This is a genomic window from Pseudarthrobacter sp. 10T415, assembly GCF_056394175.1.
Window position 1 is genome coordinate 461,844 of record NZ_JBFTHJ010000002.1, and the last position, 21,869, is coordinate 483,712.

Below are 21,869 nucleotides of genomic sequence, written 5' to 3' on the forward strand. Positions count from 1 at the left end.
TCAGAATGAGTCGCAAGAGTAGTTTCACAATCGGCGTCGTACTCCGGGCTTTTCGGAACTTCAGCCATCGTGAAGAAGGGGCTACCGCAACTGAGTATGGGATCTTGGTGGCATTCCTGGCGTTCGCCCTGGTGCTCGGGATCACTGCCTTTGGCCAGGCACTGAACCTTCACTACCAAGACATGACATCGGATCTCCGGACAGCGCTCGGCATTCCCTAACCACCGCGTCCCCGGCGCCTCAAAGACCGGACCCCCTCGGCACCCAGAACCGAGGGGGTCCTTTTGTGTGCCCGGGCAATGGCAAATCCCAGCGGAAGCGCAAGACAGGGCAAGTGATACCACAGGAAACGCGCAGCTTTCAGAGGCTTGGCACAGGATGTTGCAAGATCCCGTAAAGACGCTGATTCGCGTTGCTAACTTCGTTTCAGTGCTGGTGAAGGGCCAGCCATCCGTCTCGCTCAGGAGTACAAAATGCTTTCTCTCTACACCAACCTCATGATCCGCCTTCGCAGCGACGAGAAGGGCGCCACCGCCGTCGAGTACGGCATCATGGTCGGCCTCATCGCTGTTGTCATCATTGTCGCTGTCAGCACTTTGGGTGGCACTCTGGACGGCTTCTTTGACACCGTGAACAACACCCTCAAGCCCGCTGCACCGGCCGGCGGCGCCTAAGCATTTCGCCAGTCCCGGTCCCGGACCCCATATCGGAACCGCGCACCCATAACGTGTTGCAAACCAAGCAAACCAGGAGGAGGTGCAGCAGGTGACTAACGATTCGGAGCGCGGTGCAGCCGCCGTCGAATTCGCGATCCTGTTGCCCCTCCTCCTGATGCTGGTGCTGGGAACCATCGAGTTCGGGCGCGCCTACAACGCCCAAATCACTCTCACAAATGCCGCCCGCGATGGTGTCCGAGTCATGGCGATCGCCAATGACCCCACGGGCGCCAGGACAGCCGCAAGAAGCGCGGCCGCATCCGTCAGCAGCACCATCCCGGATTCGAACATCACCATCAGCCCCGCCACCTGCAGCACCGACAAGCAGGTGACCGTCACCATCAGCTACAACCTCTCCACCATCACCGGCATCGCTGGCCCCTTTCCCATGACGGGCAAGGGGGTCATGCTGTGCGGCGGCTAGGCGAAGACAACAGCGAAAAAGGCGCCGTCTCGGTCATCGTCGCCATCCTCCTGGTGACGTTGCTCGGCTTTGTTGCAATCGCCGTCGATGTGGGGGTCATCTACTCCGAACGCGTGCAGCTGCAGAACGGGGCGGACACCTCCGCCATGGCGGTGGCGCAGAAGTGCGCCAAGAACGCTGCGGACGCTCAATGCTCGACGACGGCGACACTCGCCGGCAGCCTGGCCAACCAGAACGCCTTGGACGGCATGAGCAATATCTACAGCATCCAGCTCGACAAGACCGCCCGGACCGTATCGGTAACCACCAGCGCCAAAGAAACGGGCAGCCCGGACAACGCTGTCTCCCTCTTCTTTGCCAATGCAATCGGAATTCCCAGCAAGGAGGTAGGCGCCAAAGCCTCCGCCACATGGGGAACCCCGTCCAAAGGACCCGTCATCCTGCCGCTGGCCATTGCCTACTGCAAGTTGAACATTCCCGCCGGCGGGGCGCAGGGCGCTGAACAGGTGCTGGAACAGTCAGTCAATGGCTGTGGCGGCATCCCGGGCGGGTTCGGCTGGATGCAGACCGGCTCGTCCAAATGCGCCATCACCGCTACGGCAGGCGCGTCAAACAACGCCGGGATCTGGTTCGCCAGCGACACCGGCGCCAGCGCCCCCTCCACCTGCACCGCCGCGGACTTCAGCCAAATGAACAACCAAACCGTCCTACTGCCGATGTACGACCTGGCAACAGGAACCGGCTCCAGCGGCAAGTACTACATCAAAGGCTTCGCCGCGTTCCACGTGACCGGCTACCAATTCCCAAGTATCGGCTGGGCAGCGGGATCAAAGGTGGCCAACAAGACCATCAGGGGCTACTTCGTGAAGTTCGTCTCCCTGGCCCAAGGCTTTGAACTCGGCAGCACGCCCAACTACGGCGCCACCATCGCCCGCCTCACCCTCTGACCAAGAACCACGGAGAAACACTGTGAAGTCTCGCCTGCTCGCCGGAACGGCCGCCGTTGCCCTGGCGCTCGTGGGCGCCCTCCTCATCGTCGTCTACGCCAACGGAGCCGACGCGCGGGCCATGGCCACCACGAATCCACGAAAGGTCCTGGTCGTCGAAAAGGCCATCCCAGCTGGGACCCCGGTGAACGACATGGCCTCCTCACTCGTCATCCAGGACGTTCCCGCCGCCGGAATCGCCTCCACCGCCCTGACATCCCTGGACAGCAAGGGCGGAACGGTCGCCGCTGTGGACCTGGTCCCCGGCGAGCAGTTGCTCGCCGAACGCCTCGTGGCGCCGGAAGACGTGAAGAAGGAAGGTGGTGTGGAAGTCCCCGCCGGCCTGCAGGAGGTCTCGTTCCAACTGGAACCGCAGCGCGTGGCCGGCGGCCGGATCAACGTGGGCGACCACGTTGGCATAGCCCTGAACTTTGAGAACGGCGCCTACAAGGCAAAGCTGGAGGACGCCACCACCCAGCTCACTCTCCGGAAAGTCTTGGTCACCGCCGTGCAACGCGCCCCGCAGGCGAGCGCCGCAAAAACGGAAGACGGCACCAACCCGCAGGACACCACCCTGCCCGAAGGATCCCTCATGCTCACCGTCGCCGTCAATGACGTGGACGCCAGCAAGATCATCTTCACCTCCATCAACGGCAGCCTCTGGCTCACAAAAGAACCCATAGACGCCCAGGACAGCGGCCCCCGGACCGAACGGAAAGAAGTGGTTTACAAATGAGCCGCTTCGTCCTCCTCTCCCCCAGCGGCGACTTCGACCAGAAGTTGCGCGCCGCCGTCGCGCACGGCCTCCGTGGCACCGTGCAGACCATCGCCAGCGACATCCTCCCCGCCGGCCCGGCGGAACTGTTCGCCCTCCTCAACCAGGAGCAGCCCGAGGTACTCATCATCGGCCCGGACGTCCCCTACGAAGAAGCACTCCGGTTCGCCAAGGTCTTCGATGTCCAGCTCCCCGGCCTCAGCCTGGTGCTGATCAGCGACGTGGACCCGGCCCTGCTCCTGCATGCCATGCGGGCCGGCATCCGCGACATCATCAGTCCGCAGGCGGACCCCGCCGAAATCCGGGTCCTGCTGGAGCGCGCCTGCCAGTCGTTCGCCACCCGCCACCGCAGCCCGGAAACGCCGCAAAAAGAAAACGGAAAGGGCCTGGTCATCGGCGTCTTCTCGCCCAAGGGCGGCGTGGGCAAAACCACCCTGGCCACCAACATCGCCATCGGCCTGGGCCAGATCGCGCCCATGCGCGTGGTGATCGTGGACCTGGACCTCCAGTTCGGCGACGTCGCCTCCGGACTCTACCTCAACCCGGAGCACACCGTCACGGATGCCGTCACCCCGGCCGCTGCCCAGGACTCCCTGGTCCTGAAAGCTTTCCTCACCGTGCACCCCGCCGACATTTACGCCCTGTGCGCTCCGCCGAATCCCGTGGACGCGGACCACATCACGCCGGACCACATCAGCCGCCTGCTCGAACAGCTGGCCCAGGAGTTCCAGTACGTCATCCTGGACACCGCCCCCGGCCTGCCCGAGATCGGCCTCGCCGCCATGGAACAGTGCACCGATGTGGTGTGGGTCAGCGCCATGGACATCCCCAGCCTCCGCGGCCTCCGCTCCGGCCTGGAAGTCCTCCGCCAGCTCGAGATCATGCCTGAATCCCGCCACGTCGTGCTGAACATGGCCGACGCCAAGGCCGGCCTCAACGTCCAGGACGTGGAATCCACCATTGGCGCGCCCGTGGATGTCAGCGTCCCCCGCTCCCGCGCCATCGCCCTGTCCACCAACCGCGGCATCCCAGTCCTGCAGGAATCCAGGAAAGACCCGGCCGTGAAGAGCCTCCGCCAGCTGGTGGAGCGGTTCAACCCGGCCTGGCGCACGCAGACCCAGCGCAAGCTTCACCGAAGGGTGGTCATCTGATGAAACTCTCCGAACGCATCAGCGCGGTCCAGAACCGCAGTGAGTCTCCGAGTGCGGGCACGGCCGTGCTCGACCGGCCCGCCGCCGTCGTCGAGCCCATTCGTCCAGCGGTCCCGACGGCGCATGCACACCTTCCCCAACCAGCCGCCGTCGTGCCTTCAACGCACGACGCCGAAGCACAGCAGGGGCCCAAGGCACCTGGCGTGGACGTCTTCGCAGCCATGAAGCTCCGGGCGGCCACCGCCCTTTTCGAACGGATGGGCACACGGTTCAACGACGCCGCCGTCACGGAACAGGAGCTCCGCAGCACCGCCAAGGAAGAGCTGACCCGCATCGTCGACGCCGAACAGGTGCCGCTGACCCCTGAGGAACGCACGCGACTGGTCCGCGACGTTGCCGACGACGTCCTCGGCTACGGCCCCCTCCAGCGCCTCCTCGACGATCCCGCCGTCACCGAGATCATGGTCAACCGCATGGACCAGATCTACGTGGAACGCGGCGGCCGGCTGACCCTCACGGACTACCGGTTCAGCTCGGAAGACCACCTGCGCAAAGTCATCGAACGGATCGTGTCCAGAGTGGGCCGCCGCATCGACGAGTCGTCCCCGCTGGTGGACGCCCGCCTGGAGGACGGCTCCCGCGTGAACGCCGTCATCCCTCCGCTCGCAGTTGGCGGCTCATCGCTGACCATCCGAAAGTTCAGCAAGGTTCCGCTGACGGTCCGCAACCTCATCGACTTCGGCACCCTCACCCCGGAAATGGCCGAACTGCTCAACGCCTGCGTGAAGGCGAAGCTGAACATCATCGTCTCCGGCGGCACCGGCACCGGCAAGACCACCCTCCTGAACGTCCTGTCCTCCTTCCTGCCTGCCGATGAGCGCATTGTCACCATCGAGGACGCGGTGGAACTGCAGATCCAGCAGCAGCACGTGGTCCGCCTCGAAAGCCGGCCGCCGAATACCGAGGGCAAGGGCGAAGTCACCATCCGCGAACTGCTCCGGAACTCACTGCGCATGCGCCCGGACCGGATTGTGGTGGGCGAGGTCCGCGGCGGCGAATCGCTGGACATGCTCCAGGCCATGAACACCGGCCACGACGGGTCCCTCTCCACCGTGCACTCCAACTCCCCCCGCGACGCCGTGGCCCGCCTGGAAACCCTGGTGCTGATGGCCGGCATGGACCTGCCGCTGCGCGCCATCCGGGAACAGATTGCCTCCGCCGTGAACCTGATCGTCCAGATCTCCCGCATGCGTGACGGGTCCCGCCGCATCACCCATGTCACGGAGGTGCAGGGCATGGAAGGCGACATCGTCACCCTCCAGGACGCCTTCGTCTTCGACTACTCCGCCGGCGTCGACGCGCAGGGCCGCTTCCTGGGTAAGCCTGTCGCCACCGGAATCCGGCCACGTTTCATTGACCGGTTCGAGGACCTCGGCATCCACGTATCCCCCGCGGTTTTCGCCGGGCCGCTCACTGGTACCGAGAAGCCAGGGGGGCACTGATGATTCTCGCCATTGGCGCCGTCATCCTGCTGGCAGCCATCTGCCTGCTCGGTGTCGCCGTGCTCCTGCCGAGCGCCCCCACCGTGCCGCTGGACCGCCGTCGTCCGTTCGAACCCGAGCCGCCGTCCTCCCTGACCAGGTTCGCACTTTCCGCCGTCCGTTCCTTTGAACGCCTCCTTGCCGGACGGAACATCACCTTGTTCTCCCGCCCCCAGCTCGAGAACGCGGGCCTTCGCCTGAGCCAGGCCGAGTTCTTCCTACTGGTGGGTATCGGCGCCGGCGTCGGCATGCTGGTGGGGACGGTGACCCTCAACCCCCTGGTGGGACTCCTTCTGGCTCTCCTCGCCCCGTTTGTGGGCAAGCTGGTGCTTGGTTTCCTCGCCGGCAAGCGCCGTGCGGCCTTCGACGGGCAGCTGGGCGACACCCTCCAACTCCTTTCAGGCGGCCTGCGGGCCGGGCACAGCATCCTGCGCGCCATCGACGCCGCTGCCGCGGAATCGCAGAAACCCACGTCGGAGGAGATGCGGCGGGTCATCACCGAAACCAGCCTGGGCCGGGACCTGCTGGCAGCACTCAACGACACCGCAGACCGGATGAAGAACGAGGACTTCGTCTGGATCTCGCAGGCCATCCAGATCAACCGGGAGGTAGGAGGCAACCTGGCGGACGTCCTGGACCAGGTCAACGAAACCATCCGCGAGCGCGCCGAGATCAAGGGCCACATCAAGGCGCTGGCCGCCGAAGGCAAGTTCTCCGCGTACATCCTGATCGCCATGCCGTTCGGGATCGTGGCCATGCTGCTCGCCGTCAGCCCCACCTACATGAACTCCATGTTCACGCACCCGCTCGGGTGGGCCATGATCGTCGCCTCCTTTGTCCTGATGACCATCGGCGCACTGTGGATGCGCAAGATCATCGACCTGAAGTTCTGAGGAAGCCATGAATCTGACAGTCCTTCTCTCCCTATTTCTAGTCTGCGTCCCTCTCGGCGCCGTCGCCTGGTCCCTCCTCACGGCCGACCGGCAGGGCCGTGCTGCCGTCACCAACCTGCTGTCCCGCGGCGCGGCACCCACCGCAACGGCCGCGGATTACAAACCCGCCCTCTTGGAAGCGATCGGCAGGCGCCTGACTCCCCCCACGTATGTGGCCTTCCTCGACCGGCTGCTCGCACTGGCCGGCCGCCCGGCATCCATGCCGCTGGGCAAGGTCCTTGGTTCCAAGCTCGCACTGGGACTGGCCGCATTGGGTCTCGGCCTCTACCTGACGGCCATTGGCAGCACTCCCCTGATGAAGCTGGCCGGTCTCTTTGTCCTGTTCCTGGGTTACTTCATCCCGGACCTCCTCCTGTACAGCAAGGGCCAGGAGCGCCAGAAGACCATGCAGCTGGAACTGGCCAACACGCTGGACCAGATGCTCATCTCGGTGGAAGCGGGCCTCGGTTTTGAGGGGGCTATGGCAAGGGCCGGCGATAACGGCAAGGGCCCGTTGGCCGAGGAACTGGTCCGCACCCTGCAGGACATGCAGGTGGGACGCAGCCGCCGCGAGTCCTACACGGCGCTGGCGGCGCGGACCAACATTCCCGAGCTTCGCAGTTTCGTGCAGGCGGTGGTGCAGGCGGACACCTACGGCATTGCCATCAGCAGGGTACTGCGTGTGCAGGCCAAGGTCATGCGGGTCAAAAGGCGCCAGCGTGCCGAGGAAAAGGCCATGAAACTGCCCGTGATGATCCTGTTCCCGCTGCTCTTCTTCATTTTCCCGGTCCTTTTCATCGCCATCCTGGGGCCTGCCGTCATTAACACGGTGGTCACCTTTACCGGGCAATAGCTGCCTTGGGATCTGCTGAAGGATCACGCAAGGTTTACACAGGATCAGCTGAAATAGAACACCGCAAGAATTCCAGGAAGTAGCCTTGAACAATGCACAGTCACGATTCCGGCTCCAGCGCAGGAGGCCCCGCTACGGGTCCGCTGCCCGCCGGGATCCCCGCGGACCGGGTCACCGACGGCGGGCGCACTTCCCCGGATATGAGCCCGCCAAGACAGCCGGCGCCTGCCCAGGAAGCGTTGGGGCTCTTGCCTCTCGTTGACGCCGCCGTACTGGAGGAACTCGAGGATGAACTCGCGGGTACGGGCATGGCCCAGCGCTTCGCCAGGGATTACGCCGCCATGTGGGACGAGCGCTATACCCGCCTTGCAGCCGCAGTCCACCGGCACGACGGCGACTCAGCACTGGACGCCGCCATCAGCTTGAAGATCAGCTCGGCCATGGTGGGCGGGCTGCGCCTTGCCAAGTTGGCTGAGCTGCTGGAGACGATGATCCGCAGCGGCGACTTCGGCCAGGGCAAGGTGCTGATGGAACGGGTTGCCCAGGACGGCAGCCTGACCGTCACGGAACTCCGCAGCACCTACATCCTGGAGACCGGCTAGGACTGCCCGGGCTGCCTGGCGGGCGCCAGCCGGTAGCCAACCCCGCGGACTGTCTGCAGCCACCGGGGTGCCACCTGGTCCTCCTTCAGCTTCCGGCGCAGGTTTCCGATGTGGACCTCGACGGCGCGTTCGTCCGATTCGCTGATGTAGGCGTCCTCGTCGTAGTACTCCCCGCGTACCGCCCGGACCAGGTCCGGCCGCGTGCATACGGCGCCGCCGCCCTTCAGCAGCACATGCAGCAGGTCGAATTCACTGCGGGTGAGGGCCAGTTGTCCACCGTCAACCTCCACGGTGCGGGTGCGGGTGTTCAAGACCAGCCCGTTGTGCTGGAAGGCCGCGGAGTTCTGCTGATGCGTCACTGGGGCAACGGCAGGGGGTGCCCACACGGTCGGAGCCGATCTTTGTACACCGATCTCGTGCCGCGGCCTGCGCATCATGGCCGTCACCCGGGCCCTCAGTTCCCTGGGCCTGAACGGCTTCGCGATGTAGTCATCCGCCCCGGCATTCAGTGCGGAGAGCAGGTCCGGTTCCTCAGTCCTGCCGGTCAGCATGACCACGTATGCGTTACTGAAATGCCGGATGCGGCGGAGGACTTCAAATCCGTCGATATCCGGCAAGCCGATGTCCAGCGTGACCACGCTGGCCTGCTTGCTGCGGACCACTTCAACCCCGGCACGCCCGTCATTTGCCGTATGCACCTCGAAGCCGGCCTGGCTAAGAACCCCCTCCAGGAGGTTCCGCACATCCGCATCATCTTCGATTACTACAGCCACACCTAGTTCGTCGTCCATTACTGTCCCTGAGCCAGGCGGAGATGGCCCCCCTCATCGGCCCAGCGCCAATGCCACACCCGCTCCAACCATTTATACGCTACTAGTAAGTCCGGCTGATGACATCCCCTTCAATACTGGTATTCCAAAGTCAATTATTATGACAGGACGTGTGCATTACCGGTTTGAAAGGGCGTGAGTAAGAGTGGGCGGACGGAATTCGACGGCGCATCGTGCCCGTGCCGGGACGGTAATCGAGGGGAGCCTGAACACCCTTTATGGCTGATTCCCTTTTCCAGCGAGGACCTGCGCGCTTCTTCCGGGGATTGGGGACCCGTTCACAGGTGGTGTTGTGCCAGTTGCCGCTGACGCTGTTGGTGGCCGCACTCGCAGTTGCCACACCGTTCGCCTGGCCGGTGCTGCTGCACAGCACGCTCTTCATGGCAGGCATTGCCCTGCACGCGCTTCTTTTCCTTGCCTGCTTCCTGGTTCCCTGGGAACGCCTCGAGCATCGGCCGTACCTGCTGATCCCTGTCCTGGACTTTGCCGCCGTCGGTTTGCTGCGCAACGGTGCCGCACCCCTGCTGCCAGGCCTGGCGGTCCTGGTGGTGTTCCCGGTGATCTGGCTCTCCGCCTCCGGCATGCTGGCCCGCAGCGGGCTGATACTCAGCTTTGCCGGACCGCTGTTCATCATGCTTCCCTCTGCTTTGGAAAGGCTGCCGCACTGGACGGCGGCGGACATCCCCACGGTAATCCTGTTCCCCCTGATGATGCTGGCCGTGTCCCTGGCCATCCGGTTCGCCAGTTCCGGGCTGCGGGTCCAGCAACGCGAGCTGGCCAGGAAGGACGCTGAGCTGCGGTCGCTGCTGCGCCAGAGCCGGGAACGGGAGGAGCTGCTCCAGACGGTACTGGACGCTACGGACGTGGGGATCGCCGCCGTCGACCGTTCAGGGAAGTTCCTGGTCTCCAACAACCGGCAGCGGACCTTCCGCCGGGTAACGGGCGCGGACGACGCCGTTGCCGGGCAGGGCAAACAGCTGGTCTTTGGCCAGGACAAGACCACGCTGCTGCCGGCAGACAGGCGCCCCATCAGCAGGGCCATCGCCGGCGAATCCTTTTCCGACTACCTCGTGTGGGCCGGGGAGGGCCAAGAGCAGCGGGCGGTGTCCACCGCTGCCCGGCCGCTGGTGGCCGAGGACGGCCGGCTCACCGGTGCCGTGGTGGTGTACAACGACGTGACGGGCTGGGTGGAGGCCCTGGCCGCGAACCAGGAGCTGGTTTCCAACGTGTCGCACGAGTTCAAGTCACCGCTGAACTCCATCATCGGCAACGTCGACCTGGTCCTGGACGAGGTCGCTGCCCTTCCGCCCCACCTGATCCGTCGGCTGGAAGTGGTGCAACGGAACTCCGAGCGGCTGCTCGCCCTCGTGTCGGACCTTTCCGCCACGGCGTCCACCGCACTGAACGTCCACCCGAAACGGACGGACCTGGCCAGCGTGGTGGAAACCAGCATCGGCTCCGCCCAGGCCCTGGCGGATCAGTCCGGCATCGAACTCGCTGCTGACGTACCGGCACCGCTGTGGGCCTACGCCGACCCCCTGCGCATCGGCCAGGCGCTGGACAACCTCGTGTCCAACGCCATCAAATACTCGCCCGACGGCGGCAGGATCAGTATCCGCGCACAGGCCGGCAGCCGCTGGGTGCAGCTCAGCGTCAGCGACACCGGGATGGGCCTTGGCGCAGTGGACTCGGCGCGGGTCTTCCAGCGCTTCTTCCGCACCGAAGCCGCGCGCAGCGCATCCATCGCGGGCGCCGGGCTGGGATTGTCCATCACGAAGATGATCGTCGAAGGGCACGGCGGAACCATCTCCTGCGAGAGCGCCAAGGGCGAGGGAAGTACGTTCACGCTCACCCTGCCGGCGGATGGACCAGCGGCAGCGTTCCAGGAACCGGCGGTTTAGTGTTCCCGCCGTGCCCGGGTGAGTTCGGCACGGGCCAGCAGTTCACTGGCTGACGGGTAGGCCACTTCCTCGAACACCAGCGGGTGCGGGGCGGCCAGGACGGACTTGGCGTCGCGCTTCTGTGCCAGCAGGCGCTCGTACAGCCACCCGGGTTCCACGGCGCCCTCCCCCACGTACAGGGCCGAGCCGATCAGGGCCCGGACCATGTTGTGGCAGAAGGCGTCCGCCTGCACTGTGGCCACGATGGCACCGTCTTCAGCGCGGGCAAATTCGAAACGCTGCAGTTCCCTGATGGTGGTGGCACCCTCACGGGGCTTGCAGAAGGACAGGAAGTTCTGCAGTCCCAGCAGCCGCGAGGCCCCCTGGTTCAGCAACTCCACGTCCAGCGGACTCTTGTGCCACAGCGTGAAGGCGCGCTCCAGCGGATCCCACAGCGCCGGGCCATCAGCGATCCGGTAGCTGTAGCGGCGCCAAAGAGCGGAGAAGCGCGCATCGAAACCCGGCAGTGCGGGTGTGATGCCGCGGACCTGCACGGCGCCGGTCAGGTCTCCCAGCACGCGGTTCAGTGCTCCGCGAAGCCTGCGGGTCATCGCAACCGCGGGATCGAGTTCCTGCCCGCGGGCCATCCCGTGCCACTCGCTGTCCGCGAGGTCCAGGTGCACCACCTGGCCACGGGCGTGAACACCGGCATCGGTCCGGCCGGCGACGGTCACCCGAATGGGACGCCGGACCAGCAGTTCAAGGGCCTCTTCGAGCGCGCCCTGGACCGTGCGGCGTCCCGGCTGGAGGGCCCACCCGCTGAAGGGGCCGCCGTCGTACGACAGGTCTACCCGGATACGCAAAAACCCGCCGCCCCCTGAAACGGGGGCCGCGGGTTTTTGGTGGTTCACAGACCTAAGTCTATGCGAAGAGAATCAGCGAATTACTTCGCGTCCTTCTCCTCGGCTGCAGGAGCCTCGGCAGCTTCCTCAGCGGCCGGAGCCTCTTCGGCTGCAGCTTCGTCGGCTTCAGCAGAAGGAGCAGCAGCTTCTTCGGTTGCAGCAGCTTCCTCAGCGGCCGGAGCCTCTTCAGCGGGAGCTTCCTCGGCGGCCGGAGCAGCCTTGGCAGCAGCCTGGGTAGCCTCGGCTACTACGGCCTGCTTGGCGGAAACCGGCTCGAGAACCAGTTCGATGACAGCCATGGGAGCGTTGTCGCCCTTGCGGTTGCCGATCTTGGTGATGCGGGTGTAGCCGCCGTCGCGGTTCTCCACTGCCTGGGCGATGTCGGTGAACAGCTCGTGGACAATGCCCTTGTTGCTGATCAGGCCGAGAACCCGGCGGCGGGAAGCGAGGTCGCCGCGCTTGGCGAAGGTGACCAGGCGCTCTGCGTACGGCTTCAGGCGCTTGGCCTTGGTTACCGTGGTGGTGATCCGCTTGTGCTCGAACAGTGCTGCTGCCAGGTTCGCGAGCATGAGGCGCTCGTGAGCCGGGCCGCCGCCGAGGCGCGGACCCTTAGTGGGGGTAGGCATAATTGTTTCTCCTCATGTGGAAGCCGTTGGGCGGCACACCGTGGTGCTGCCCGCCGGCCAAGGTCTGGTTTAGAGTTCGTCGTCGCCGAAGGCGGCGTCGTCCTCTTCGATTGCTGCGGCGCGTGCTGCGAGGTCAAAACCGGGAGGCGAGTCCTTGAGGGACAGGCCCAGTTCAACCAGCTTTGCCTTGACCTCGTCAATGGACTTCGCACCGAAGTTACGGATGTCCATCAGGTCAGCCTCGGAGCGGGCAACGAGTTCACCCACGGTGTGGATGCCCTCACGCTTGAGGCAGTTGTAGGAACGGACCGTGAGGTCCAGATCCTCGATCGGCAGTGCCATGTCGGCTGCCAGGGCAGCGTCGGTGGGCGACGGGCCGATCTCGATACCTTCAGCTGCGGTGTTCAGCTCACGGGCCAGACCGAACAGTTCCACCAGGGTGGTACCTGCGGAAGCAACAGCATCGCGCGGGGCGATGGCCTGCTTGGTCTCGACGTCGACAATCAGCTTGTCGAAGTCGGTGCGCTGCTCAACACGGGTTGCTTCCACGCGGAAAGTAACCTTCAGAACCGGCGAGTAGATGGAGTCGACCGGGATACGGCCGATTTCTGCGTCGCCGGACTTGTTCTGAGCTGCCGAAACGTAGCCGCGGCCGCGCTCGATGGTCAGTTCGAGTTCGAACTTGCCCTTCGAGTTCAGCGTGGCAATGTGCAGATCCGGGTTGTGGAATTCGACGCCGGCCGGCGGAGCGATGTCCGCGGCGGTGACGACTCCGGGGCCCTGCTTGCGCAGGTAAGCCACAACAGGCTCGTCGTGCTCGGAGGAAACCGACAGGCTCTTGATGTTCAGGATGATCTCAGTGACATCCTCCTTGACACCGGGAACCGTGGTGAACTCGTGCAGCACGCCATCAATCCGGATGCTGGTTACAGCGGCACCGGGGATGGAAGAAAGCAGGGTACGGCGGAGGGAGTTACCGAGGGTGTAGCCGAAGCCCGGTTCCAGCGGTTCGATGATGAACCGCGAGCGGTTTTCGGAGACTACCTCTTCGGAGAGGGTGGGGCGCTGTGCAATGAGCACTTAGGTTTCCTTTCGGCGAGCATCCGCTATATGACGCAACACAGGTGGTGGAAATTCGGTCTGAGACTTAACGCGCTGGGCTTGCCCGGCCCATTGCTGGTCCGGGCAAGCTCTGCGGCAGGAAGACTTAGACGCGGCGGCGCTTCGGCGGGCGGCAGCCGTTGTGGGCTGCGGGGGTGACGTCCTGGATGGAGCCAACCTCGAGGCCAGCGGCCTGCAGCGAACGGATGGCGGTTTCGCGTCCGGAACCCGGACCCTTCACGAAAACGTCAACCTTGCGCATGCCGTGCTCCTGCGCACGCTTAGCAGCGGCTTCGGCAGCCATCTGGGCAGCGAACGGGGTGGACTTACGCGAGCCCTTGAAGCCAACCTCACCTGAGGAAGCCCAAGAAATAACAGCACCGTTCGGATCCGTGATGGAAACGATGGTGTTGTTGAACGTGCTCTTGATGTGCGCCTGGCCCAGCGCGATATTCTTTTTGTCCTTCTTACGCGGCTTGCGAACCGCGCCACGAGTCTTTGGGGGCATTTTTTTCTCCTACAGAAAGTTATCGGGGGAAAGTCCGTTAGTCCCGGCGGGGATTTTAACGGGCCTTCTTCTTGCCTGCGACGGTGCGCTTCGGGCCCTTGCGGGTACGGGCGTTGGTCTTCGTACGCTGACCGCGTACGGGCAGGCCCTTACGGTGGCGAATACCTTCGTAGCTGCCGATTTCAACCTTGCGGCGGATATCAGCTGCTACTTCGCGGCGAAGGTCACCCTCAACCTTGTAGTTGCCCTCGATGTAATCACGCAGTTCAACCAGCTGGGCGTCGGTGAGGTCCTTAACGCGGACGTCAGCGCTGATGCCAGTGGCAGCCAGGGTTTCGTGTGCACGGGTCTTGCCCACGCCGTAGATGTAAGTAAGCGCAATTTCCAACCGCTTTTCGCGGGGAATGTCTACGCCAGCGAGACGAGCCATAGTGGCAGTGCTCCTTGAATAAACCGGAGGTCGTAGGCAGTACACCCGCACGTTCCGTGCGGCCCCAGCCTCCGACCGGGGGTTAGCTGTCCGGGCTCATGCGTCCCAATTCAGCTTGTGCTGCCTTTATTTACTTGCGTGGGTAAGCAACCCAGGGTTTCCTTCAGGGAAGGAAATTAGCCCTGGCGCTGCTTGTGGCGCGGGTTCTCGCAGATCACCATGACCCGGCCGTTACGGCGGATCACTTTGCACTTTTCGCAGATCTGCTTGACGCTCGGCTTGACCTTCATGGCATTCCTTTGCGTGTGGCAGTGGTCAACTGGAGCAGCATTCAGTTCGCACTGAAGCCGCCCAGCAATTTACTTGTAGCGGTAGACGATACGACCACGGGTGAGGTCGTACGGGCTCAGCTCCACCACTACGCGGTCCTCCGGGAGGATCCTGATGTAGTGCTGACGCATCTTTCCAGAGATGTGTGCCAGAACGATGTGCTTGTTGGTGAGCTCAACGCGAAACATCGCGTTAGGCAGCGCCTCGGTCACAACGCCTTCGATCTCAATGACCCCGTCCTTCTTGGCCATACCCTCCGCTAACTGTTGTTGCCGCAGCCCTGCCGGATTGCACCGGGCATGGCCACGAACGTTTTTGTTGGATCGATTGTCATCAGCGGGCCCAAAAGGGCGTGGCAGTCCAGACAACCAACAAGCAACACTACGCCATTTGGCAGCGAAAGTTAAATCCAGCCATGCTAGCGCATCTGCCCGCCATACGCACCATAATCGCCCGCCGGGGTGCTGACCGGTTCCGCGCTTGCCACACCGTCCAGGATGGCCAGGCGTACGACGTCGGCTGCCGCAGCTTGCAGGGTGATAAGGCTCAGTTGGCGGGCGGCTTCGTCCGAGCGGTCCAGGGCCGCGGCTCCGGTTGCGAGGCAAAATACTGTGTCCCCGTCAGCCAGGGTGTGCGAAGGATTGAGGGCCCGCGCGATCCCGGCATGGGACGCGGCAGCAGTCCGTTTGCACTCCGCCACATCGAGCAGGGCATTGGTGGCGACCACGATGAGGGTGGTGTTGAGCGGGGCGCCGTGGCTGGATTCCGACCCCCCATCCGAAGCCCTCGGCGTGCTCGTCGTGCCAAACGGGAGCCCGAGGGCGTTGACTATAGCCAGCGCGCCGACCACCACGCCGTTCTCCAGAGTGACCGAAGCCGTGCCGACTCCGCCCTTGAACTGTCCCCTGCCGATGAGCGCCCCGGTGCCGGCCCCCACGTTGCCGCGTTCGACGCCGTGCCCTTCCGGTTGTCCCGCAGCAGCCGCCGCCGCCGCGTAGCCCAGGTCCGGCGTCGGACGCGCCGAAAAGTCGCCTCCCCTGCCCAGGTCGAAGATCGCGGCGGCCGGGACGATGGGCACCACTCCCCCGGGAACGGCGAAGCCGCGGCCATCCTCCTCGCACCAGCGCTGCGCTCCTGCAGCGGAAGCCAGGCCGTAGGCACTGCCTCCGGTCAACACCACCGCATCCACCTGCCGGACCAGGGTGGTGGGGTCCAGCGCATCTGTCTCGTGGGTTGCCGGGCCGCCACCCTGGACGTCCACCGACCCCACGGTCCCGCGGGGCGGCAGGACCACCGTCACTCCCGTCAGCCACCCGTCGCCGGTCTTCTGGACATGGCCTACCCGGATACCGGGCACATCGGTAAGTGCTCCCATGCCCCTATTCTCCCCTCAGGTCGCGCGCCCCTGACGCATCGGCAAACTTTATGCGAGACTGCAATCAACACAGCGTTAACGGGCGAGGAAGCCTTGGATAACAGTCCTTTCACAAGGGCAAAGGCGGGTTTCAGCGCCCTGACGGTCTGGTGTAGTAGTCCCTAGATCCAGCCAGGGCCCGCCACAAGCAGGCTCCCAACCCGGGAGAGACACGCATGACCCGTCAACTCGCCCCGCACCCCTCCGCCAGACCCGGCAGGCAACCAGGCCCAGCAAAAGTCCCACGGCGGCGGTGGACCGCCCGGAGCCGCCGCGACTTCTTTGTCTTCCTCGCCATGGCGTTGCCCAACTTGGTGCTGATCGCCGTGTTCACGTACCGGCCGCTGTTCAGCAATATCTACTACTCCACCCTGGACTGGACGTTGGGCTCTCCCTCCGCCACCGTTGTGGGGCTCGGCAACTACGTCACGTTCTTCACCAGCAATGATGCGCCGAAGGTCCTGGGCACCACGGCCGTGTTCACCTTGGTCACGGTGGGCGGCTCCATGATCCTGGGACTGCTGGTGGCGCTGGCTTTGAACGCCAGGATCCGGGGCACCACGTTCGCCCGGTCCGCAGTCTTTGCCCCCTACGTCCTATCCGGCGTTGGCGTGGGCCTGGTGTGGCTGTTCATCTTCGATCCCGGCTACGGCGTCCTGGCCTGGCTGCTCCGGGGCATCGGGCAGCAGAGCCCGCAGTGGATCAACGATCCCCAGCTGTCGCTGGTCATGGTGATCCTCGTGTACGTCTGGAAGAACCTGGGGTACTGCGCGGTGGTGTACCTCGCCGGGCTGCAGTCCCTGCCAACGGAAGTTATGGAGGCGGCATCCCTCGATGGCGCCAACGGTTTCCGCCGCTTCGTCAGCATCTCGCTGCCGCTGCTCTCGCCCACCACGTTCTTCCTCCTCATCACCACGTTGCTCAGCTCGTTGCAGGCCTTCGACCTGATCAGGATCATGACGCCGCTGGGCGCCGGCACCAGCACTTTGATCTACGAGGCATACCTCCAGGCCTTCGGCGCCTACAACAGGGCCGGCTATTCGGCAGCCATCTCGGTAGTCCTGTTTGCCATCCTCCTGGTGATCACGGTGCTCCAGCTGCGGTTCGTGGAACGAAAGGTTCACTACTCATGACGTCCTTATCGCCGGTGAGCCCGGACCCCACCGCCCCTGCCGTCACCGCGCCGGACCCGGGCCTTCGCCGCGACCGGCCGCTTTCCCGCCGCAACCTGATCCAGACAATAGTGGGCGGCTACCTGCCACTGATCATCGCCACCTTGGTGGTGTTCCTCCCCCTGCTGTGGATGGTGCTCAGCTCCTTCAAACAGTCTGGCGAGATTGTCACCACCGACCTGAAGATCCTCCCGGAGAGCCTGAACCTCGAGAACTACCGGACCGCCATGACCACGGTCCCGTTCGGGCAGTTCTTCCTGAACAGCACCATCGTCACCCTGGCCGGGGCCACCATCAAGGTGCTGCTGGCCATCCTGACGGCATACGCCCTGGTCTTTGTCCGCTTCCCGTTCCGGAACTTCATCTTCCTGCTGATCCTGGTGGCCCTCATGGTGCCGCCGCAGGTTTCCATCCTGCCCAACTTCATCCTCATTGCAGGGATCGGCGGCAAGAACACGCTGTGGGGGATCATCCTCCCCGGCCTGGGCACCGCGTTCGGGACCTTCCTGCTGCGCCAGCACTTCCGGACCCTGCCGGCCTCAATCCTGGAATCGGCCGAGATGGACGGTGCCGGGCACTGGCGCCGGCTCTGGCAGATCGTGGTCCCTGTGTCAGTTCCCTCAATCGCCACGGTAGCCCTGGTGACCATCGTGACCGAATGGAACGACTACATCTGGCCACTCATCATCACGGACCGGCCGGAAACCATGACCCTGCCGGTGGGCCTGACCTTGCTGCAGAACAACGAAAGCAACGCCGCCGGGTGGGGCGTCCTGATGGCCGGCGCGGTCCTCGTCATTGTCCCCATCCTGATCGTCTTCGCTGCGCTGCAGCGCTACATCGTGGCGGGCCTCACCCAGGGCAGCGTGACCGGCTAAGCCGCCGGCCGCCGTCGTACTTCCCAACCTTGAGTACTCCAACCCTTCCGCAGGCAACAACCGAAAGGAACCGTTATGACACTTCATCTGGACCGGAGGCACTTCCTGGGCCTGGCAGGGGTCACCGCCTCTGCCGCTGCTTTGGCCGCATGCGGCGGACCCTCGACAACAGGCGGTGGCCAATCCACATCCCAGGCAGCCGACATCGACTTCAGCGGCGTGAAGCCGGCGGCCAAGATTGACTTCTGGTCCAGCCACCCAGGCCAGTCACAGGAGGTTGAGAAGAGCCTGATCCAGAAGTTCCAGGCCAAGAACCCAGGCATCACCGTCAACCTGGTCACTGCCGGGGCCAACTACGAGGAAATCGCGCAGAAGTTCCAGACCGCGCAGGCCGCCAAGTCCGGCCTCCCCGGCGTTGTGGTCCTTTCCGACGTGTGGTGGTTCCGGTACTACACCAACGGCAGCATCATTCCAGTGGACAGCCTCACCAAGCAGCTGGACATGAAGATGGACGACTTCCAGCAGTCGCTGGTCAACGACTACAAGTACGACGGCAAGCAGTGGGCCCTCCCCTACGGCCGTTCCACCCCGCTATTCTACTACAACAAGGACCATTTCGCCGCGGCCGGGCTGCCGGACCGGGCGCCCAAGACGTGGCAGGAATTCGCTGAGTGGGCCCCCAAGCTGAAGGCAAGCTCCGGCGCCCAGTACGCCTACATCTACCCTGCGCTGGCCGGGTATGCGGGTTGGACGCTGCAGAACATGCTCTGGGGCTGGGGCGGTGGCTGGTCCAAGGACTGGGACATCACCTGCGACTCCAGCGATTCCGTGGCCGCACTGCAGTGGGCCCAGGACTCGATCTACAAGGACAAGTGGGCAGGCGTCTCCTCCAAGGAAGCAGCTGACGACTTCTCTGCTGGACTGACCTCGACCACCATTTCCTCCACCGGCTCGCTGCTGGGAATCCTAAAGTCGGCAAAGTTCAATGTGGGCGTCGGCTTCCTGCCCGGCGGCCCAAAGGCAGAAACCAACGTTTGCCCCACGGGCGGCGCCGGCCTGGGCATTCCCAGCGGCATCACCAAGGAGGAACAACTCGCTGCGGGCATGTTCCTGGACTTCGTCACCCAGCCGGAGAGCACTGCGGAGTTCTCCGCCGCCACCGGCTACATGCCCACCCGCAAGTCGGCTGACATGGCAGCAGTGCTGGCCAAGACTCCGCAGATCAAGACCGCCATGGACCAGCTCGCGGCGACCAAGGTCCAGGACAACGCCCGGGTGTTCCTCCCGGGCGCCGACCAGGAAATGGCGAAGTCCGCGGCGAAGATCCTCACCCAGCAGGGCGACGTCAAGTCCACCATGGCGGACCTGAAGACCACGCTGCAGGGCATCTACGACAAGGACGTGAAGCCGAAGCTGAAGTCCTAGCGCACAACCTTTGCGGGCGCAGGGCAGGGGCCATGGCTTAACCTATCGACTATCGATAGGCTTCCATTGTTATTCGATATGGGAGTGGTAATGGGAAAAATGACGGTCCTTGCCCTGCGCGTGGTCATCGCGATGGTCCTGGCAGGTTCACTATTCGTTCAGATGCGGATGGTCCCGCTGTTGTCCACCGATCTGCAGGAGGCCGGAGCCCCTGACGCCGCGCGGGTGGCCTTCCTGGTGATTGTTGTGCTGGGCATTGCCTGCGTGCAGGTCACCGCGGTGTGTGTCTGGCGGCTGCTGACCATGGTGCGCCGCGGGACGGTTTTTTCGCAGGGGGCGTTCCGCTACGTCGACGTGATCTTCGGTGCCATCTCCGCCGCCTCCGCACTGGTGTTCGGGCTGGCAGTCCTGCTGGCACCCGGGGACGTTGCGCCCGGCGTCGTCCTTCTGGTCTGCGGTGCGGCCCTGATGGTGGCCGGCGTGGCACTCATCGTGCTGGTGCTGCGGAAGCTGCTGGCCCAGGCAGTGGCACGGGACGCCGAGGCCACGTACCTGCGCACCGAGCTCGACGAGGTCATTTGATGCCCATCATCGTGGACATCGACGTTGTCCTGGCCAAACGGAAGATGTCAGTAGGGGCCCTGGCCGAACGTGTGGGCATCACGCCAGCAAATCTGGCCGTGCTCAAGAACGGCCGGGCAAAGGCAGTCCGGTTCACCACCCTGGAAGCGCTCTGCGAGGTCCTGGACTGCCAGCCGGGCGACCTGCTGCGCTGGGTGCCCGGGGATGAACCCGCCGGCGTTGACGCCAACGATGGCACCGCCGGGGCACATGCGGCGGTACCCCACTCCCCCAACTGAGTAGCAGCAGATGTCGTTCTGAGCTTCCAAAACGACATCTGCTGCTACTCACATACAGCTATGGAATCGGCACCGGGGTGACGCCGAGCGGCACGAGGTGCTCCGCACCGCCGTCGGGCGCTGAAAGTACCCAAATGCCCTTCTCGTGGACGGCCACCGAGTGCTCCCACTGGCAGGAGCGCTTGCCGTCCGTGGTCACCACGGTCCAGTCATCCTCGAGCACGGCGGTCTCGATGCCGCCGCGGACCAGCATGGGCTCGATGGCAAGGCACAGGCCCGGCTTGATCTTGGGCCCGCGATGGTTGGTGCGATAGTTCAGCACGTCAGGCGCCATGTGCATCTCGGAGCCGATGCCGTGCCCCACGTAGTCCTCAAGGATGCCCAGCGGCTTCCCGGGCACGGACGAAACGTAGTCGTCGATGGCGGCGCCGATGTCCCCCACGTGGGTGCCGGTGGCCAGCGCTGCGATCCCGCGCCACATCGCTGCCTGCGTGACGTCGGAGAGCCGTTGGTCCTCCGGGTCTGCGGTGCCAACGATAACGGTCCGCGCCGAATCCGAGTGCCACCCGTTAACGATTGCGCCGCCGTCGATGGAGATGATGTCGCCGTCCTGCAGGACCCTGCCGCCGGGGATGCCGTGCACCACTTCGTCGTTCACGGACGTGCAGATGGTGGCCGGAAAGCCGTGGTAGCCGAGGAAGTTGGACTTCGCGCCCGCGTCGCTGAGGACCGCGGCGAAGACGTCATCCAGGTGCTTGGTGGTCACGCCGGGGGCGGCCGCGGCCACGGCGGCGTCCAGGGCCCGGCTCAGGACGAGGCCTGCCTCGTGCATGGTGCGCATCTGGGCGTTGTTCTTGAATTCGATGCGGGGCTGGCCGAAGGCCATGGTGTGTCCTTTCAAATGGCTGAGGCCCCTCCCGGGGTGCCGGGAGGAGCCTCAAATAACCAGTGGCCTGGAATCAGGCCGCCTGTGCGGCCTTGATGGCCTGCATGACGCGGTCGGTCACTTCGTCGATGGGGCCGATGCCGTCCACCTGGGTGAGGATGCCGCGCTCGGCGTACTTCGCCACCACGGCTTCGGTCTGCTCGTGGTAGAGGTCAAGGCGGTGGCGGATGACGGCTTCGTTGTCGTCGCTCCGGCCCGTTTCCTTGGCCCGGCCCAGGAGGCGGTGCACCAGTTCCTCATCGTCCGCGGTGAGCTGCAGGACGACGTCGAGCTTCTCCTCGTTCTTGGCGAGGATCTCGTCAAGGTAGTCCACCTGGGCGGTGGTGCGGGGGTAGCCATCCAGCAGGAAGCCGGATTCTACGTCCGACTCACTGAGGCGGTCGCGGACCATCTTGTTGGTCACGCTGTCCGGAACGAAGTCCCCGTTGTCCATGTACTTCTTGGCCTCGATGCCAAGCGGCGTTTCGCCTTTTACATTGGCACGGAAGATATCGCCGGTGGAGATTGCCACAACGCCGAGGCGCTCCGAAATCCGCTCAGCCTGCGTTCCTTTTCCGGAACCGGGAGGTCCAATAATCAGCATTCTC

The 21,869-nt window shown here is 64.5% G+C and carries 27 protein-coding genes; 16 read left to right on the forward strand and 11 right to left on the reverse strand.

The window, feature by feature from the left end; translation table 11 throughout:
• The first annotated feature begins 5 nt into the window (after window positions 1-5).
• The 10 genes from AC1DBN_RS04910 (at window position 6) to AC1DBN_RS04955 (ending at window position 7,980) form a co-directional block, all read left to right on the forward strand.
• Window positions 6-221, forward strand: coding sequence for a Flp family type IVb pilin (locus AC1DBN_RS04910; RefSeq protein ID WP_477722669.1), 216 nt, complete (start codon window positions 6-8; stop codon window positions 219-221).
• Between the two features lie 252 nt (window positions 222-473).
• Window positions 474-674, forward strand: a complete 201-nt coding sequence (locus tag AC1DBN_RS04915) for a Flp family type IVb pilin (RefSeq protein WP_477722670.1) — start codon at window positions 474-476, stop codon at window positions 672-674.
• A 91-nt stretch (window positions 675-765) separates the two neighbouring features.
• The gene (locus AC1DBN_RS04920) at window positions 766-1,140 is read left to right on the forward strand and encodes a TadE/TadG family type IV pilus assembly protein (RefSeq protein WP_477722671.1); all 375 of its coding nucleotides are present in this window, start codon (window positions 766-768) and stop codon (window positions 1,138-1,140) included.
• Complete coding sequence (locus tag AC1DBN_RS04925; RefSeq protein WP_477722672.1) at window positions 1,128-2,087, forward strand: TadE/TadG family type IV pilus assembly protein; 960 nt, start codon at window positions 1,128-1,130, stop codon at window positions 2,085-2,087. Before AC1DBN_RS04920 ends, AC1DBN_RS04925 begins: the two co-directional genes overlap by 13 nt.
• A gap of 22 nt (window positions 2,088-2,109) precedes the next feature.
• Window positions 2,110-2,862, forward strand: a complete 753-nt coding sequence (gene cpaB / locus AC1DBN_RS04930) for a Flp pilus assembly protein CpaB (protein WP_477722673.1) — start codon at window positions 2,110-2,112, stop codon at window positions 2,860-2,862.
• Complete coding sequence (locus AC1DBN_RS04935) at window positions 2,859-4,052, forward strand: CpaE/TadZ family protein (protein ID WP_477722674.1); 1,194 nt, start codon at window positions 2,859-2,861, stop codon at window positions 4,050-4,052. Before cpaB ends, AC1DBN_RS04935 begins: the two co-directional genes overlap by 4 nt.
• On the forward strand, window positions 4,052-5,554 hold the full coding sequence (locus AC1DBN_RS04940; RefSeq protein WP_261618696.1) for a TadA family conjugal transfer-associated ATPase: 1,503 nt from the start codon (window positions 4,052-4,054) through the stop codon (window positions 5,552-5,554). Before AC1DBN_RS04935 ends, AC1DBN_RS04940 begins: the two co-directional genes overlap by 1 nt.
• Window positions 5,554-6,486: a type II secretion system F family protein gene (locus tag AC1DBN_RS04945; protein ID WP_477722675.1), complete on the forward strand. Its 933-nt coding sequence runs from the start codon at window positions 5,554-5,556 to the stop codon at window positions 6,484-6,486. Before AC1DBN_RS04940 ends, AC1DBN_RS04945 begins: the two co-directional genes overlap by 1 nt.
• Before the next feature lie 7 nt (window positions 6,487-6,493).
• Window positions 6,494-7,378: a type II secretion system F family protein gene (locus AC1DBN_RS04950; RefSeq protein WP_477722676.1), complete on the forward strand. Its 885-nt coding sequence runs from the start codon at window positions 6,494-6,496 to the stop codon at window positions 7,376-7,378.
• A 92-nt stretch (window positions 7,379-7,470) separates the two neighbouring features.
• Window positions 7,471-7,980, forward strand: coding sequence for an Hpt domain-containing protein (locus tag AC1DBN_RS04955; RefSeq protein ID WP_477722677.1), 510 nt, complete (start codon window positions 7,471-7,473; stop codon window positions 7,978-7,980).
• Here the strand turns inward: AC1DBN_RS04955 and AC1DBN_RS04960 are convergent.
• Window positions 7,977-8,771 carry a response regulator transcription factor gene (locus AC1DBN_RS04960; protein ID WP_477722678.1) on the reverse strand — a complete coding sequence of 265 codons (795 nt, stop codon included), beginning with the start codon at window positions 8,769-8,771 and terminating at the stop codon, window positions 7,977-7,979. The genes AC1DBN_RS04955 and AC1DBN_RS04960 overlap by 4 nt on opposite strands.
• A gap of 257 nt (window positions 8,772-9,028) precedes the next feature.
• Between AC1DBN_RS04960 and AC1DBN_RS04965 the strand changes: the two genes are divergently transcribed.
• On the forward strand, window positions 9,029-10,711 hold the full coding sequence (locus AC1DBN_RS04965; RefSeq protein WP_477722679.1) for a sensor histidine kinase: 1,683 nt from the start codon (window positions 9,029-9,031) through the stop codon (window positions 10,709-10,711).
• On the opposite strand, the gene truA is transcribed toward AC1DBN_RS04965, so the two are convergent.
• From truA to AC1DBN_RS05005, 8 genes are all read right to left on the reverse strand, one after another.
• Entirely contained in the window at window positions 10,708-11,601 is an 894-nt protein-coding gene (truA, locus tag AC1DBN_RS04970) for a tRNA pseudouridine(38-40) synthase TruA (RefSeq protein ID WP_091721946.1), read from the reverse strand. The genes AC1DBN_RS04965 and truA overlap by 4 nt on opposite strands.
• A gap of 32 nt (window positions 11,602-11,633) precedes the next feature.
• Entirely contained in the window at window positions 11,634-12,218 is a 585-nt protein-coding gene (gene rplQ / locus AC1DBN_RS04975) for a 50S ribosomal protein L17 (RefSeq protein ID WP_091721948.1), read from the reverse strand.
• 69 nt (window positions 12,219-12,287) lie between these two features.
• Entirely contained in the window at window positions 12,288-13,298 is a 1,011-nt protein-coding gene (locus AC1DBN_RS04980; RefSeq protein WP_013601812.1) for a DNA-directed RNA polymerase subunit alpha, read from the reverse strand.
• Between the two features lie 127 nt (window positions 13,299-13,425).
• Window positions 13,426-13,827 carry a 30S ribosomal protein S11 gene (rpsK, locus tag AC1DBN_RS04985; RefSeq protein ID WP_018769149.1) on the reverse strand — a complete coding sequence of 134 codons (402 nt, stop codon included), beginning with the start codon at window positions 13,825-13,827 and terminating at the stop codon, window positions 13,426-13,428.
• Between the two features lie 55 nt (window positions 13,828-13,882).
• On the reverse strand, window positions 13,883-14,257 hold the full coding sequence (gene rpsM / locus AC1DBN_RS04990; RefSeq protein WP_028275004.1) for a 30S ribosomal protein S13: 375 nt from the start codon (window positions 14,255-14,257) through the stop codon (window positions 13,883-13,885).
• A gap of 176 nt (window positions 14,258-14,433) precedes the next feature.
• Window positions 14,434-14,547 carry a 50S ribosomal protein L36 gene (gene rpmJ / locus AC1DBN_RS04995; RefSeq protein WP_009358722.1) on the reverse strand — a complete coding sequence of 38 codons (114 nt, stop codon included), beginning with the start codon at window positions 14,545-14,547 and terminating at the stop codon, window positions 14,434-14,436.
• Between the two features lie 69 nt (window positions 14,548-14,616).
• Window positions 14,617-14,838 carry a translation initiation factor IF-1 gene (infA, locus tag AC1DBN_RS05000; RefSeq protein ID WP_009358723.1) on the reverse strand — a complete coding sequence of 74 codons (222 nt, stop codon included), beginning with the start codon at window positions 14,836-14,838 and terminating at the stop codon, window positions 14,617-14,619.
• A 167-nt stretch (window positions 14,839-15,005) separates the two neighbouring features.
• On the reverse strand, window positions 15,006-15,962 hold the full coding sequence (locus tag AC1DBN_RS05005) for a P1 family peptidase (protein ID WP_091721951.1): 957 nt from the start codon (window positions 15,960-15,962) through the stop codon (window positions 15,006-15,008).
• Window positions 15,963-16,177: 215 nt separating this feature from the next.
• Here AC1DBN_RS05005 and AC1DBN_RS05010 point away from each other — a divergent pair, with 215 nt between their 5' ends.
• The 5 genes from AC1DBN_RS05010 to AC1DBN_RS05030 all read left to right on the forward strand — a co-directional run bounded on the left by AC1DBN_RS05010 (window position 16,178) and on the right by AC1DBN_RS05030 (window position 20,336).
• Window positions 16,178-17,134 carry a carbohydrate ABC transporter permease gene (locus AC1DBN_RS05010; RefSeq protein ID WP_314213994.1) on the forward strand — a complete coding sequence of 319 codons (957 nt, stop codon included), beginning with the start codon at window positions 16,178-16,180 and terminating at the stop codon, window positions 17,132-17,134.
• Window positions 17,131-18,051 carry a carbohydrate ABC transporter permease gene (locus tag AC1DBN_RS05015; protein ID WP_091721956.1) on the forward strand — a complete coding sequence of 307 codons (921 nt, stop codon included), beginning with the start codon at window positions 17,131-17,133 and terminating at the stop codon, window positions 18,049-18,051. The genes AC1DBN_RS05010 and AC1DBN_RS05015 overlap by 4 nt, the downstream gene beginning before the upstream one ends.
• Before the next feature lie 75 nt (window positions 18,052-18,126).
• Window positions 18,127-19,476 (forward strand): ABC transporter substrate-binding protein, encoded by a 1,350-nt coding sequence (locus AC1DBN_RS05020; protein ID WP_314213995.1) that lies wholly within the window; start codon window positions 18,127-18,129, stop codon window positions 19,474-19,476.
• Between the two features lie 90 nt (window positions 19,477-19,566).
• Window positions 19,567-20,058, forward strand: a complete 492-nt coding sequence (locus AC1DBN_RS05025; RefSeq protein WP_314213996.1) for a DUF2975 domain-containing protein — start codon at window positions 19,567-19,569, stop codon at window positions 20,056-20,058.
• On the forward strand, window positions 20,058-20,336 hold the full coding sequence (locus tag AC1DBN_RS05030) for a helix-turn-helix domain-containing protein (RefSeq protein WP_314213997.1): 279 nt from the start codon (window positions 20,058-20,060) through the stop codon (window positions 20,334-20,336). The genes AC1DBN_RS05025 and AC1DBN_RS05030 overlap by 1 nt, the downstream gene beginning before the upstream one ends.
• 58 nt (window positions 20,337-20,394) lie before the next feature.
• Here the strand turns inward: AC1DBN_RS05030 and map are convergent, their stop codons facing one another.
• Window positions 20,395-21,222: a type I methionyl aminopeptidase gene (gene map / locus AC1DBN_RS05035; protein WP_091721967.1), complete on the reverse strand. Its 828-nt coding sequence runs from the start codon at window positions 21,220-21,222 to the stop codon at window positions 20,395-20,397.
• Window positions 21,223-21,295: 73 nt separating this feature from the next.
• The gene (locus AC1DBN_RS05040; RefSeq protein ID WP_171908938.1) at window positions 21,296-21,865 is read right to left on the reverse strand and encodes an adenylate kinase; all 570 of its coding nucleotides are present in this window, start codon (window positions 21,863-21,865) and stop codon (window positions 21,296-21,298) included.
• Between the last annotated feature and the right edge of the window lie 4 nt (window positions 21,866-21,869).

Bases quoted from the DNA above. Each gene is read 5' to 3' on its own strand.
- AC1DBN_RS04910 (WP_477722669.1), top strand. From the start codon at position 6: ATGAGTCGCAAGAGTAGTTTCACAATCGGCGTCGTACTCCGGGCTTTT.
- AC1DBN_RS04915 (WP_477722670.1), top strand. From the start codon at position 474: ATGCTTTCTCTCTACACCAACCTCATGATCCGCCTTCGCAGCGACGAG.
- AC1DBN_RS04935 (WP_477722674.1), top strand. From the start codon at position 2,859: ATGAGCCGCTTCGTCCTCCTCTCCCCCAGCGGCGACTTCGACCAGAAG.
- AC1DBN_RS04940 (WP_261618696.1), top strand. From the start codon at position 4,052: ATGAAACTCTCCGAACGCATCAGCGCGGTCCAGAACCGCAGTGAGTCT.
- AC1DBN_RS04945 (WP_477722675.1), top strand. From the start codon at position 5,554: ATGATTCTCGCCATTGGCGCCGTCATCCTGCTGGCAGCCATCTGCCTG.
- AC1DBN_RS04950 (WP_477722676.1), top strand. From the start codon at position 6,494: ATGAATCTGACAGTCCTTCTCTCCCTATTTCTAGTCTGCGTCCCTCTC.
- AC1DBN_RS04955 (WP_477722677.1), top strand. From the start codon at position 7,471: ATGCACAGTCACGATTCCGGCTCCAGCGCAGGAGGCCCCGCTACGGGT.
- AC1DBN_RS04960 (WP_477722678.1), bottom strand. From the start codon at position 8,771: ATGGACGACGAACTAGGTGTGGCTGTAGTAATCGAAGATGATGCGGAT.
- AC1DBN_RS04965 (WP_477722679.1), top strand. From the start codon at position 9,029: ATGGCTGATTCCCTTTTCCAGCGAGGACCTGCGCGCTTCTTCCGGGGA.
- rplQ (WP_091721948.1), bottom strand. From the start codon at position 12,218: ATGCCTACCCCCACTAAGGGTCCGCGCCTCGGCGGCGGCCCGGCTCAC.
- rpsK (WP_018769149.1), bottom strand. From the start codon at position 13,827: ATGCCCCCAAAGACTCGTGGCGCGGTTCGCAAGCCGCGTAAGAAGGAC.
- rpsM (WP_028275004.1), bottom strand. From the start codon at position 14,257: ATGGCTCGTCTCGCTGGCGTAGACATTCCCCGCGAAAAGCGGTTGGAA.
- rpmJ (WP_009358722.1), bottom strand. From the start codon at position 14,547: ATGAAGGTCAAGCCGAGCGTCAAGCAGATCTGCGAAAAGTGCAAAGTG.
- infA (WP_009358723.1), bottom strand. From the start codon at position 14,838: ATGGCCAAGAAGGACGGGGTCATTGAGATCGAAGGCGTTGTGACCGAG.
- AC1DBN_RS05005 (WP_091721951.1), bottom strand. From the start codon at position 15,962: ATGGGAGCACTTACCGATGTGCCCGGTATCCGGGTAGGCCATGTCCAG.
- AC1DBN_RS05010 (WP_314213994.1), top strand. From the start codon at position 16,178: ATGACCCGTCAACTCGCCCCGCACCCCTCCGCCAGACCCGGCAGGCAA.
- AC1DBN_RS05015 (WP_091721956.1), top strand. From the start codon at position 17,131: ATGACGTCCTTATCGCCGGTGAGCCCGGACCCCACCGCCCCTGCCGTC.
- AC1DBN_RS05020 (WP_314213995.1), top strand. From the start codon at position 18,127: ATGACACTTCATCTGGACCGGAGGCACTTCCTGGGCCTGGCAGGGGTC.
- AC1DBN_RS05025 (WP_314213996.1), top strand. From the start codon at position 19,567: ATGGGAAAAATGACGGTCCTTGCCCTGCGCGTGGTCATCGCGATGGTC.
- AC1DBN_RS05030 (WP_314213997.1), top strand. From the start codon at position 20,058: ATGCCCATCATCGTGGACATCGACGTTGTCCTGGCCAAACGGAAGATG.
- map (WP_091721967.1), bottom strand. From the start codon at position 21,222: ATGGCCTTCGGCCAGCCCCGCATCGAATTCAAGAACAACGCCCAGATG.
- AC1DBN_RS05040 (WP_171908938.1), bottom strand. From the start codon at position 21,865: ATGCTGATTATTGGACCTCCCGGTTCCGGAAAAGGAACGCAGGCTGAG.